The sequence below is a fragment of the Clostridium tagluense genome (assembly GCF_003865095.1).
Classification (GTDB): domain Bacteria; phylum Bacillota; class Clostridia; order Clostridiales; family Clostridiaceae; genus Clostridium_AD; species Clostridium_AD tagluense.
In genome coordinates, this window is record NZ_BHYK01000055.1 from 1 (window position 1) to 12222 (window position 12222).

Below are 12222 nucleotides of genomic sequence, written 5' to 3' on the forward strand. Positions count from 1 at the left end.
TGCATCGTGTAGGCTTGTTTGCTATGCCTATTTTTATTCCTAACTGCTCTCTGAACATAAAATTTATAGCCTTATAATGACTCTATACAAAATCAAGTTTTACATGTTACTTTCCGTGACTACTCTATATATTAAGAAGCACTGATGAGACTCGTAAAGATTACCGTTTACTATTTCCTAACTTTAAAAAGGTTATAGAGACTTAAACAGAGGAAGAAATTCTAATACTTACACTGATGTAGTAAAAAGTTATAACAGTTTATCTGAAACTTTAAGTTATTGACATTCTGAGTACCCACTAAATAAAATAGCTGATGACTGTAGCTTATATGATGATATAGTATACGTTGGATACATGGCAAAACATACAGAACTTAGGTTATTGGTCTTAAACCTTAACTACTTTAGAGGTGCAGTAAAATCAATCGCAGACGCGCTATTCCCTAGGAATACTTTTGGTTTCAATTGTAATGTAAGTTAATTAGTGGTAATATATTTGTATAAAGGAGAGATATAAATGAGAGAAAGAGAGTTTCATGCTACCCTTGTCGAATTTGTTGAATATGATGAGGATACTCAAGATTTAAAGAAAGATGACCTATTAGCGCTTTTGAAAGAATGCGAAATAACATTTAATCCTACAGGAATATATGGAAATGGAACTGGTTATCGTAAAGAATATGTACAGTTAAGAATAACAACACCGCTTAAAAGTAAATTGAAAACATATACAAAATATCTATCCGATGTTTGTAGAGAAATATATACTTCTGATGGTTATTTTGAATATTGGGGAATTGAAATCTTAGTTTTACCCAAAAAATTTATTGTTAGAGATGAAGAAATTGTAAAAAGTGAAATAACCTCAATAGAACAGAAAGATATAATATATGATAATTTTAAGTTGAAAGTTCTAAAAAGCGATTTTGATGATATAGAGAAAGCATATATAATAGAAACTTGTAAATGTGCTGTTAGTGGAAATATGTTATCAGCTTCAACGACGATAGGTTGCGCAGCTGAAAGATTATTACTTTTATTATCAGAGTCTTATTTGCAATATTTGAGGTATAATAATGAATCCGCATTAACAATCAGTAATTTTGAGAAAAACATTGTTAACGCTCCTAAAGCCCATAAAAGACTCGAAGGACTTTATAAGACTATAGAGAAAGATAAAAAGCTGTTTGAGAATTTACAGTTTGAGAATCATATGTTACATTTTTCATTCCTTGATGTAATAAGACAGGTTAGAAATGAAGCTGGACATCCAACAGGTGTTACAATAGAAAAAAGCAAGCTACAAAGCATTGTTACTAATTACGACCTTCTATATGATAAAATTCACGAAGTGATAATAAAACTTCCACATGAATTGGCTCCCATTAGTAAAAAAGATGTACAAGCTGATAGTAAATGATTAGTTAACTCCAGATTATAATGAAAAAAATATATAGTCAATATAGGATTACTAGGTTTAATTGCTAGTAGTCCTTTTTTTATGCAGAAAAATAAATACATTAAGAATTATTAATACCATTAAGTCTACAGCAAGGATATTTGATGGTGCTTTAAACTGAGTACTATGTTGATGAAGCTAAAGATGACTTTGTAGTTGGGGTAATTTATGACCATATGTCGCTGTTTCATTTTACGAATATGCCTAGAAAAAAATTATCTCAATTAGGAAAGTTAGTCTATGCACTGAAACACTTACAGAAATACAAGGATGAGCCACTTCCAGAAACCCAGTACAAAGATGGTGTATGGGATAACGAGTCAAAGAATAAATTTGCTGATAATTTAATTGAGGGACTACTACAAGAAAGTACATATAAACGTACAGAGGGATTGCTAGTCAGTAGTCCCTTTTGCGTTATCTACCTTTTGCTACTACTTCTGCTCTTATAACTGTTAACAGTCTAACTGTCTAGAAGTTCTCGGCTTCTACTCTTTACTCTAGATTGTATAACCGTATAAGATTGGTTTGGTTTTAAAAGGGGTAGACAGGTTATCGCAACGGAGTGGAGATAGCATAGATACGTGCTGATTTTACGCTCACAGCGTAAACGGGATTCCCGTAAGGGAAACCGAAACAGTATAGCAGTTTAACTTTCTGCTATTGACATTAGTTTATAACTGTAAGGACTCTGAATAACATTATACCAAGAAGGTAAAACGCCATCTAGCCCAGTGGTACCAACAATAGTGTGTCCTCAGAATGATGAATATATGGCTGTTTTGTCCTCAGAATGATGACATGAGAATAATTACACATACAAAATAAATGTTAAATAGTTGTAAGAAGGGAGTTGTATTACCTCTGTGTAGGTGGATTAGAAAGTAGAAAGAGGTATTCAAACTCTTTACTAAAATACATGGAGGTTTTTTATTATAAAAGAAGTAATAAGCAATGAAGATTTAAGGGGCAAACTGAACTACATGAATGGTACTTGCTTTAACATAAAAGCCATAGGTATACTTGCTAACGTATCTCAACAGCATATGAGTGGTTTTATGTTAGGTAAAAGAAACATGAGTGAAAAGGCAAGAGCAAGAATTGAAAGTGCTATAGCTGACGTAGTTAAAGGGTTGGTGGGTTAATATGATAACAATACCAATGGAGTATGATGATGAAACAGGCGAGGTTATAAGAGAAGCTAGCACAGTATTCGAATTACAGGATATACGTAGAAATAAGAAATATGCGAACATGAAGAAAGAAAGTAATGTATTCCATTCTTTTGTTAGCGAAAATTATGGTAGCTTTTTCTTCTTGTTCTACAAAGACTTATCTAAACTGGTAGATAAGCAGTACAGCATAAGATTCTTATACATTTGTACATTTAGTAACTACGCTGGCAATTTAATATATGGAAATGCGAAAGGTGATGGTCGTTATATGGTAGCAAAGGATTTACATGAAGTGTTAGGACTTGGTAAAAATGAAACTAATAAAACTAAAAACATCTTAATATCGGCTGGCTTAATTTCTGAGAATGAGAAAGGACACCTATTATTAAACACTGAGTATTCAGCTAAAGGCAAGCTAAACAAAACACAAAAGAAAGCTACTAAAGTTAGAATCTTCGAAGACGCAATAAGGACTTTATATGAAAAGGCTACACCTAGGGAACATAAGCAGTTAGGTCTTTTAATAGTAATGCTTCCCCTTATAAGCTTAAAATATAACGTAGTATGTGAGAATCCTACTTGTGAACTAGAGAGCGAGATTGTACCGATAAGCCTCAAGAAACTAGCTGAAATGTTAGGTTATGAAGTAGATAAAAACTCAGCAAGCAAACTTAAAAGAGTTCTATTCAATATTAAAGTAGCTGGCGAGTATGTAATTATGGTTAGTGCTACAGGCAATGGTACTTTCGTAACTGTTAACCCTAGAATATTCTATAAAGGTACATTATTAGAAAATGTTGAATACCTAACTAAAATGTTTAAATTAGCAGTTAAAACTAAATAGACAAAAGAAAGATAGGGACTGAAAAGGCTTTTAGACTGGTTAAAAACATAATAAAGAAAGGTAGTACTTTAATAGCTGGTGCTACCCTCATATTAATATTATTTGTTGTAAAATAATGCAAAATTCATTTATATAAAACTATATTGAGTAGATTAATTGCTTGTCTATTTATACCCCACCAACTACTTTAATATTGTTAATTATTACATCATAAATTAAATATACTGTGATTATAGAATAGTACCGGTATGCTCATAATTCATTGAATTATCAGCGTTTATTTTTATAATTTCATTATACGTGATTGATATATTTTGTTCTTTTAATTTTGTTGCTACATCCTTTAAATAGTTTTCTTTGAAACATTTATCTATAATTGAATATATCTCTACTCCAGCTTGTGTCAATGCATAGCATGATACCTTAATTTCCTTCACTTGCTCATTATTTCTTTTTAAAAATAATAGTTTACTTCCGAATTTAATGATGTTTCTTTCAGTGTTTTGGGTGACAGGTATAGTAATGGTTAAATAATCTGTAGTAACTAATCCAGCCCCATCTAGAGTTAAAATATCTGCATAAAATATGTTCTCACTTTTTAAAATTTCTTTATCAGTATGTACAAAAAAAGTGCTACCATATTGGAATACACAATTCGCTATCCTACTGAATAACTCAGCTTCTTCCTTACTTAAATTACGTAATCTGTCTAATGTTCTAAGAGAATAACTTCCAGGTTGTTTAACTTCACCTGACAAAACCTTACCCCACAATAATTGTAAATCCTCATTACTGACTTCACCTGCAATACTAAAAAGTCTAGTAGCCCAATCTGTGTCTACTGGCTCACTAGAAACAGTTTCTTCTGTTCCAAGTTCCTCGTAAGCATGTGAGATTACTGATTCAATATTTTGCTGTTTTTGAAGTTCTTGAAGCTGTAGTCGAGTCTGCGTTCTTATAGCCAATTCCTGTCCAGAAGTGGTATCAATTTCTATATCACCCTTTGAATATAAGATTGGAACATCAGTATTTTCTCTACTTACAGCCGATATCAATTTAATTTCCTCTGCATGTGCTTTTGCCATCCTAACTACATGAGTCGGTTCGTATATTTTACCTATGGCACACTCACAAAGCTCCATAAGCTTTAAAATAGGTTCTTTAGCTGCTGTTGCAAATTTTCCAATACCTAATAAATCAATTTCTCCCATTTTACTTCTCCCCCTAAACAAAATGTACATCGTAGTGTTCAATTTCAAATTAAATCATATGCAAATTATACCATATTTTTTATATTGCAACATCACTATTCTGTCGAATATAGTAAATATTTTCATTTTTTTTATAGGGGTATACATAATCAAGTGGCTACAGTTATTAGACTTAATATACCTGATCATTAACTGTCCTATAATCCAAGAAACATTCCCTGTATGTCTCATTAACAAATTTTCATTTTTGTATTTATCTATTACTTTAACGTGATAAAGTGCACTAACCCAAGTGATTTGCTCAGGTATCTTAATGTTACGTGCTGGGTACATCCATGCCCCTCTGCTGTATATGCACCAGCAATAATTACAATCATACTTTGTTATATCTGTCAATGTAAATTACTGTAACCTTTACGTTGACTTTACTTTACTGATTATTTCCTACTCCTACTTTTCTGCTTTTGTCAATGGTTATATTTGTAATCACATTTAGTGTAATATACTGTAAATAAACACAGTAAAACCATTCAATATAATAAAAATTATATTGAATGTTCAACAATCTGACACTCATTATAGCTAGCATTTACCATATTAATACAGTAGAACTCTTGCTCAAATCCACTATAAATAACTGTTTAAGTTACGAAATCACATTCTATTGTCCTCATAATTGTAAAATATTGAGGACACTTTGTGAATATTGGTACTGCTTCCATATACTGTACTCACTAATCAGTTATCAAAAGTAAAAGTTTACCCCTAAAATTGTTGAATTTTTGTGCTGTTATATTATTACAATTTAATTGTGTTTATTTATTATTGAATTCAGTTTAATCTTCATCTTAAGCAAATGTTATATTCTGTTTATTTAAACTAATTTCATTATTGTAATACTCTACCAACTGTGGAAGACTATAGGAATAACCCCTATCCAGTGCTAAGACCATATACAAGCTGTTTTTAATCTCAGTATAAAATGTAATGATATTAGGCTTATAGTAGGTACAGACCCCTACATTGTCTTTATAACTACCCCCTTAGGTGTAAATCCTATAAAGAAATTTCTGCTACACTTTTAACTTCAACTGTAAAGCTACAGTAATGACATTATATTGCTCTTCATTTCAATATAGTTATATAAATCCAGTTTAGAGGTCACCTAAGGTTCATCGTTAATACAACAAAATGTTGAAAAGTAATTGTTAACAAAAAATTTATAATTATAGATTTCTTCTAATATATATGCCATTTTTTTAACTCTGCGTACAATTTTTTAACTCTCCGTGCAATTTTGTTTTCTCTCAGTAAACTTTTCTACTCTCCGTATACTTATTCGCCAATTCGGCTACTTAAAGTCAATCAATACGCCATTCTTTTGAAATTCTAATACTTGCTTATTTATATAAATGGAAGTAAGATAAGAACGGAAAAAGAAAAAAAGCAGTGATTATACTGCTTCCTTCTCAATCACCACAACTGGAGGTGATTTAATGAAAAATTTAGACTTCCTAAACCTGTTAGCTTTGATTTTAGGTGCAATGTCTTCCGCAATGGCGGTATTACTTTACTTATTTGCACATAAATAATGAGTTATAAGTTATACATTAAATACACTTTAGTGTTGGTATCACTTTAGTGTATCTTTTGTTTTTCAAAGAAATTTAAGTTATTATTTAATTGTTAAAATACTATTTGCACTAATTATATATGCCTAATAGCACATTTTGATGTTCGATAAAGTATGATTTAATCGTTCAGTATATACCACTTTTATAATATCACTTAATATTATATTCGTAAATATAAAATCGTTATATCTTTTCAATATTATCCGCCTTACAGTATAGTTTTACCATCTATCTTGCTTTGTATTCTTATGTACTTTTCTTGCAATTATGTTTCAAATTAAAAAGCAATGATGTGCTCTTCCTTCAAAACAACATCTTCAAAAGCTCGAATATCCCTCATAGGTTATTTTCCCTTCCTAACTTATCTTTTGTTCTTCACCATTTTTATATTTAATGGTAGTCTTACCTTCTTCATTAACTGTGATAATGTCCACAATCTCATGTATAAAATATATATTCTTTTCAAATGTTATTCCCTGCTCTCTACAGAACCTTTCTACATAATACAATAGTAAGTCCTCTTTAACTTTCCTCCTTGTACAGCTCCCATAGTTACTGTACTTTGAGCAAATGTAAGACGGGACTTTTCTTTCAAGCTTACCTCTATAATTCCCACCGCAATAGCACTTTATTAATTTTGTAAATAAGTAATTATAATTCATTATTTCACCTTCTATTATTTTATTGATATTTAGGGCGACATCTGATATAATCTTTTTAGGTCTACAAAGGATTACATATAATATATCATATAAAAAGATAGCAATCAACTACATAACATAGAAAGGTGGGAAACCTGAATGCCTACAATTCCTAATGAGCAACTAAAAAATATTATAAAAGATGTGGCAATTTATTTGCGTAAATCCAGAGGTGTAGAGGAAGATTTGCAGAAGCATAGAACTGCTCTTGAAGAACTCTGCAAAGTAAAAGGTTGGAGATATACAGAATACAGCGAGATAGGAACTTCTGATAGTATAGACCTCAGACCAAAAATGCTACAACTCTTAAAAGACGTAGAAAATGAAATGTATGACGCAGTAGTTATAATTGACATTGACAGATTAAGTCGTGGGGATGGAGAAGAACAGGCTCGCATAAAAAATATTCTTAGGCGATCAGGAACGTTAATTGTAACACCTAATAAAATATATGACCTTGAAGATGACAGCGATGATATGTATTCAGACTTTGAAGGATTTATTGCAAGAGCTGAATATAAACAGATTAAAAAACGTCTTAAAAGAGGTAAGAAACAAGGTGCAAGACGTGGTGATTGGACAAATGGTACTCCACCTTTTCCTTACGTTTATCAAGAGTGGTACGATGAAAAAACCAGAGAATTATTTAAAAATGAAAAAGGACTAGTAATTAATAAGGACAATTATGATACTTACAGATTTCTACTTGAAAAAGTAATCGTGGGTAGATTAACGCCTAATGAACTTGCATGGGAATTGAATAGAAAAGCTATTCTTTCTCCCAGAGGTGGTAGATGGCATGGTGCTACAATCCAGAGAATACTGGTTGATGAAACTCACTTGGGTAAAATAATCTCTAATAAGTCTGCTGGTGATGGGCACGCTATTAAAAGAAGTAAGGACAGCAAGGACTTGGTTTACTTTCACAAAGACGAATGGATAGTAGTTGAGAATTGCCATGAAGCTGTAAAGACACAGGAGGAACATGATAAAGTGATACTGTTTTTCGGAAGGGAAACAAAGACACCTAGAAGAAAAGGCACAAACATTTACCCATTATCAGGATTAATGAAGTGTTCAAGATGTGGACATACTTTGGTAATTAACTATAGGGCAGACAGGACGTCAAAGGAATACGTTAAGCCATGCTGGTATCAAGACGCTATAGGAACTAAATGTGGCAACAGTGGTTCAGATTCCAGTATTGTACATGAACAAATAATGATACAACTGGATATGTACAGAGAAGCACTTGAAAAAGCTTTGAATGATGATGGTGGCGAAAATGATAGTGTGCTAAGAGATATAAAAATGATATTAACTGAGATAGCTAAATTAGAGAAGAAAATAATTAGAATTGATGAATTAGTTGAGGATGAATATTATACTCTGCCAGAAGCTAAAAAGAGAAAAGCAGACCTGAAAACTTTGCTTGATGAAGCAGAAACAAAACTCAATCTCTATCAGCTAAAACTAAATGACAACGCAAAAATGACCAACACTGAAAGGATATCAATTATAGATAAATTTAAAGAAGCTATTACACAAGAGAATCTTACCCCTAAGGAAATCAACAAATTATATAAATCAATAATATCTCATATCGTGTGGGATAGAAAAAAAGATGATTATCTGGTAGAAGTAAATTTTCTGTAGGGACTTAAAGCGTTCCTACTGTTGGATTCTTACACTAATACCTCGGTTCATGTAGGTTACATGACACCAATGACAAGTAGAATAGCCGATTGAAAGGAATATTGGTTTATTTTCTGCTTTTGCTTTAACAAAGGCTTCTTCACACCATGGATTCCAATTTACTGGGTTATATGCATGTTGCAGAAGGTATGGAGATTTTTCATTTATTAATTTATTAGGTTTTTTATTTTCTTTAATAGTATCGGATTTAGTCATAGCTACAACAACTCCTATAAAATATGCATTAGCAGTATTATACCCAAGGTTACTACTTTAAGTCCCAAAAAATATTAATATACAATTAATATTTTAAAACCCACATCATAATTGATATGGGTTTACTTATGAACAACTATTCTATATTTTTCAAATTCACATTCAGCAAAGGCTTTTGCTATCTTCAAATAGCAGTTACCGAGAATTTCTCGGCAACTGAATTTCTCTCTAACTCACCGACATAAAAGAATATTTTTTAAATGTAATTAATTCTAATTAAGTGGTGATCATTGATATCTACCCTCAACATAAGAGACCTACAGCAGCACCAAGTGTTTCTTTATAATTTGAAGTTTTTCATATAAACCCCCCTTCTTATAATTTAAAAACCATTTAAAAGCACAAAAAAACACCGAAAATTAATTCAGTGCATTTATAAGAATTTCTACTGAAGTTTTCTTATTTGTAAATCTGTCCTCTGTTTCCAACTGCAATTATAATAATTATAAGTTCTTTATCATTTTTCTCGAATAAAACTCTATAATCTCCAACTCGTAATCTATATATTTCATCCATGCCTTTTAATATTTTTATATCACCTTCAGGTAGTTCTAGAATTGATTTGATAATTCTTTTCTGAGTATCCTTATCTTGCTTTTTTATAAACTTTTCTGCTTTCTTCGTAAGTTTAATATTATAGTTACTCTCCATCTAAATTTAACTCCTTAATGAGTTCTTCTAAAGGAATAAATTTTTCTTCTGATTTTTTATACTGTTGACACAATTGATTTTCATCTTTGGTTGGTTCATCTTCATCTATATCTAACCATTTATTTTTCAACTTTTTATTTTTCTTATCTCTTAAATATTCATAAAAATCCAATACTTCTCCTAAAACTATTATATCTTCTTCTTTATTTAATTTCTCTATTATTTCTTTAGATAATGGACTCATTTAATCACTCCCTCTAGAATCTTTTTGTATATATTAATACCAATTTTATAACAAGCTTCACTATCAAATTCTCAGATGTCTAGATTATTATCGGAACTACTTTCTGATTTTCCATTTTCTAGTAATTAGCAACTAATGTTTTCGCTTTGTTCTTATTTGCATCTTAAATTGTTTTTTCTGCTTTATATATTTATTTATAGTATACCACATCACAAAAAAAAATCTCCACAATATACGGAGATTTTTCTTGCTTTTTATATTTAAAAAGCAAAGAAATTAATGCGTTATATCTTTTATGAACATGACACCAATTTTTCATTACTTGTTTATTATTTCAATGCACACTAATAAAAGCATCACATACCTGAGTATTACCAGCGAATTCACAATACTTGCACTGCTTACTATACAATTCAATATTAAAATCTAAACTAAAATCATAATTATCCAATCTGCGTGTTAGCTGCATAATTTTTTCTTCATTAATTCTATGCTTACTCTCAGAATAATTAATAGTAATGATATCCTCTTTAAACTGTGGTTGCCAAAATTTCATACTTATATTTTCAGAACATATATCCCTATCAAATATTTCTAAAGACCTTTCCCCTAATATATACATATAAACAATAGCTTGCATTCTCTTACTTACTTCCTTATAATCAAGTTTCCTATTTTCTGTCTTCCAATCCCATATTTCTATTTTATTATTTGGCTTAATAATTATTAAATCATACTTTGCTTGAATCCTAATATTATCTTTTCTCATTTTAATTTCATATTCCGGCAAATATATATTTTCATCTAAAATAGTGAATTTTTCTCGAAGTGAATTTGTCCAGTGGAGCAATTCAGTATTACTATCATTTATTACCACAGGAATATTTGAAAAATATCTTTGGGCGATAAGATGAAAATCCAGTCCCATGTTCATATTCTCATAATAATCCTCATCACTTATTGAATCTTTTTTCCATCTGATATTATCCAAATATTTTATTTTGAATCTAAAAGGACATTTATCAAAAGTATTTAAAAGATTTTGACTATAGTAGACATAATTTAATTTTCTAATGTCTAACATTTACCGTCACCCCTTTGGCTATTTATGTAATCTTGAAGAACATAAAAATACTTTGATGGTTTATCTTCATTCCATTTCCCTTCATTAGACTGGGTTGCCATTAAAATTAAATATTCCTTGGCCCTTGTTATCCCTACATATAAAAGTCTTATTTTTTCATTTATTATTTGTATTTTAGCTTCTTTTAATGGATCTTCACAAATATTATTACCTAGAATTTTAGCAATTTCAGCGCTACAAAGAACTGTTGGGTTTTTAAATTCATCTTTCAAATAATAATAGTCTTTAAATTTATCGGTTGTCATATATGGGTATTGATAAGATGTAATATTTAATATTAATACACAATCCCATTCTAGACCTTTAGCTTTATGACAAGTAGATACCGTTACTCTGTCAGGAGATGGTTCATATCCTTCTAGGTCGTATATTATACCTGAAATATGATCTAGTATACTATTCTTTCCGTCTAGCAATTGCTCTGCTACATATCCCAGTGAAAATTCACTATTATCTTTACAAGCAAATCTAACATATGATGCCACGGCCTCTGCCATTGCTCTATTTTCAATACTAAAATTTAGAACATCGCTAATATATAAAATCAGTCTATCAAAATGTGTCTGAGGATATTCAAATATTGTTTTAATTAAATCCATGGAATTTATAAATTCTTTATACACCTTGGAGTTTAATATTTCTACTGGAATATCCAGCTCATTTATATTATCTCCACTTGGATACATAAGCTTTTCAACATCATAACCGCAAATAAAATCGAACAATTTTTCACTTTCTTCATTATGCTCCTCGCAAAACACATTCTTAATTAAATCTTTAAATATAGCACTATCCTCTGGCCTTGAAATAAATTGCAGTATATATCCCAACGTACTCGTAACTTTAATTTTTTTATCTGATTTATTTGATAACTCATCACATTCAATATTACACGCTCTAAGAATATCTGCTATTTCTCTAACTTGATTATTAAAAGGAACTAATATTGCGCAGGTTTTACTAGGGAATTTTTCTTTAAATTTCATAGCCACACCAACAGCTTTTTTAATTTCCTCTTCTTTCGAGTTACACACCATAGTGCTTATACCATAGTTATCTTGGTGTTAAACGTCAAATTATAACTAATTGAAACGTCATTTTATTTCTATTATTAGTAGGTGATTTACGTCAGATTATCCCTATAAAATTACTTTATCAGTAAGAAAAAAGCATTTTATTAATATGATT

Annotated in this window: 11 protein-coding genes and 1 pseudogene; 5 read left to right on the forward strand and 7 right to left on the reverse strand. The window is 30.5% G+C overall.

Annotation, left to right across the window (positions count from 1 at the left end; translation table 11 throughout):
• The first annotated feature begins 517 nt into the window (after positions 1-517).
• The 4 genes from Ctaglu_RS23415 to Ctaglu_RS23430 all read left to right on the forward strand — a co-directional run bounded on the left by Ctaglu_RS23415 (position 518) and on the right by Ctaglu_RS23430 (position 3478).
• Positions 518-1420 (forward strand): hypothetical protein, encoded by a 903-nt coding sequence (locus Ctaglu_RS23415; RefSeq protein WP_125006293.1) that lies wholly within the window; start codon positions 518-520, stop codon positions 1418-1420.
• 215 nt (positions 1421-1635) lie between these two features.
• Positions 1636-1911: a hypothetical protein gene (locus Ctaglu_RS23420; RefSeq protein WP_125006295.1), complete on the forward strand. Its 276-nt coding sequence runs from the start codon at positions 1636-1638 to the stop codon at positions 1909-1911.
• A 531-nt stretch (positions 1912-2442) separates the two neighbouring features.
• The gene (locus Ctaglu_RS23425) at positions 2443-2604 is read left to right on the forward strand and encodes a helix-turn-helix domain-containing protein (RefSeq protein ID WP_125006297.1); all 162 of its coding nucleotides are present in this window, start codon (positions 2443-2445) and stop codon (positions 2602-2604) included.
• A gap of 1 nt (position 2605) precedes the next feature.
• Positions 2606-3478, forward strand: coding sequence for a hypothetical protein (locus tag Ctaglu_RS23430; RefSeq protein ID WP_125006299.1), 873 nt, complete (start codon positions 2606-2608; stop codon positions 3476-3478).
• Positions 3479-3708: 230 nt separating this feature from the next.
• On the opposite strand, the gene Ctaglu_RS23435 is transcribed toward Ctaglu_RS23430, so the two are convergent.
• Positions 3709-4689: a DUF2806 domain-containing protein gene (locus Ctaglu_RS23435; RefSeq protein ID WP_185732936.1), complete on the reverse strand. Its 981-nt coding sequence runs from the start codon at positions 4687-4689 to the stop codon at positions 3709-3711.
• Between the two features lie 1990 nt (positions 4690-6679).
• Positions 6680-6985: a recombinase zinc beta ribbon domain-containing protein gene (locus Ctaglu_RS23440; RefSeq protein ID WP_125006302.1), complete on the reverse strand. Its 306-nt coding sequence runs from the start codon at positions 6983-6985 to the stop codon at positions 6680-6682.
• Positions 6986-7123: 138 nt separating this feature from the next.
• Between Ctaglu_RS23440 and Ctaglu_RS23445 the strand changes: the two genes are divergently transcribed.
• Positions 7124-8680 carry a recombinase family protein gene (locus Ctaglu_RS23445; RefSeq protein ID WP_125006304.1) on the forward strand — a complete coding sequence of 519 codons (1557 nt, stop codon included), beginning with the start codon at positions 7124-7126 and terminating at the stop codon, positions 8678-8680.
• Positions 8681-8737: 57 nt separating this feature from the next.
• Here the strand turns inward: Ctaglu_RS23445 and Ctaglu_RS23450 are convergent.
• From Ctaglu_RS23450 to Ctaglu_RS23470, 5 genes and pseudogenes are all read right to left on the reverse strand, one after another.
• A pseudogene (locus Ctaglu_RS23450) lies at positions 8738-8935 on the reverse strand (DUF255 domain-containing protein); the annotation flags it as partial.
• A 459-nt stretch (positions 8936-9394) separates the two neighbouring features.
• Complete coding sequence (locus Ctaglu_RS23455) at positions 9395-9646, reverse strand: type II toxin-antitoxin system RelE family toxin (protein ID WP_125006307.1); 252 nt, start codon at positions 9644-9646, stop codon at positions 9395-9397.
• Positions 9636-9890, reverse strand: coding sequence for a hypothetical protein (locus Ctaglu_RS23460; protein WP_125006309.1), 255 nt, complete (start codon positions 9888-9890; stop codon positions 9636-9638). The genes Ctaglu_RS23455 and Ctaglu_RS23460 overlap by 11 nt, the downstream gene beginning before the upstream one ends.
• 334 nt (positions 9891-10224) lie before the next feature.
• Positions 10225-10974 (reverse strand): PD-(D/E)XK nuclease family protein, encoded by a 750-nt coding sequence (locus tag Ctaglu_RS23465; protein ID WP_125006311.1) that lies wholly within the window; start codon positions 10972-10974, stop codon positions 10225-10227.
• Entirely contained in the window at positions 10968-12071 is a 1104-nt protein-coding gene (locus tag Ctaglu_RS23470; RefSeq protein WP_125006313.1) for a 3'-5' exonuclease, read from the reverse strand. The genes Ctaglu_RS23465 and Ctaglu_RS23470 overlap by 7 nt, the downstream gene beginning before the upstream one ends.
• Positions 12072-12222: the final 151 nt, after the last annotated feature.

What these genes read in the sequence shown, in the direction of transcription:
- Ctaglu_RS23430 (WP_125006299.1), top strand. Translation starts at nt 2,606, where the DNA reads ATGATAACAATACCAATGGAGTATGATGATGAAACAGGCGAGGTTATA.
- Ctaglu_RS23455 (WP_125006307.1), bottom strand. Translation starts at nt 9,646, where the DNA reads ATGGAGAGTAACTATAATATTAAACTTACGAAGAAAGCAGAAAAGTTT.
- Ctaglu_RS23435 (WP_185732936.1), bottom strand. Translation starts at nt 4,689, where the DNA reads ATGGGAGAAATTGATTTATTAGGTATTGGAAAATTTGCAACAGCAGCT.
- Ctaglu_RS23470 (WP_125006313.1), bottom strand. Translation starts at nt 12,071, where the DNA reads ATGGTGTGTAACTCGAAAGAAGAGGAAATTAAAAAAGCTGTTGGTGTG.
- Ctaglu_RS23465 (WP_125006311.1), bottom strand. Translation starts at nt 10,974, where the DNA reads ATGTTAGACATTAGAAAATTAAATTATGTCTACTATAGTCAAAATCTT.
- Ctaglu_RS23425 (WP_125006297.1), top strand. Translation starts at nt 2,443, where the DNA reads ATGAATGGTACTTGCTTTAACATAAAAGCCATAGGTATACTTGCTAAC.
- Ctaglu_RS23415 (WP_125006293.1), top strand. Translation starts at nt 518, where the DNA reads ATGAGAGAAAGAGAGTTTCATGCTACCCTTGTCGAATTTGTTGAATAT.
- Ctaglu_RS23445 (WP_125006304.1), top strand. Translation starts at nt 7,124, where the DNA reads ATGCCTACAATTCCTAATGAGCAACTAAAAAATATTATAAAAGATGTG.
- Ctaglu_RS23420 (WP_125006295.1), top strand. Translation starts at nt 1,636, where the DNA reads ATGTCGCTGTTTCATTTTACGAATATGCCTAGAAAAAAATTATCTCAA.
- Ctaglu_RS23460 (WP_125006309.1), bottom strand. Translation starts at nt 9,890, where the DNA reads ATGAGTCCATTATCTAAAGAAATAATAGAGAAATTAAATAAAGAAGAA.
- Ctaglu_RS23440 (WP_125006302.1), bottom strand. Translation starts at nt 6,985, where the DNA reads ATGAATTATAATTACTTATTTACAAAATTAATAAAGTGCTATTGCGGT.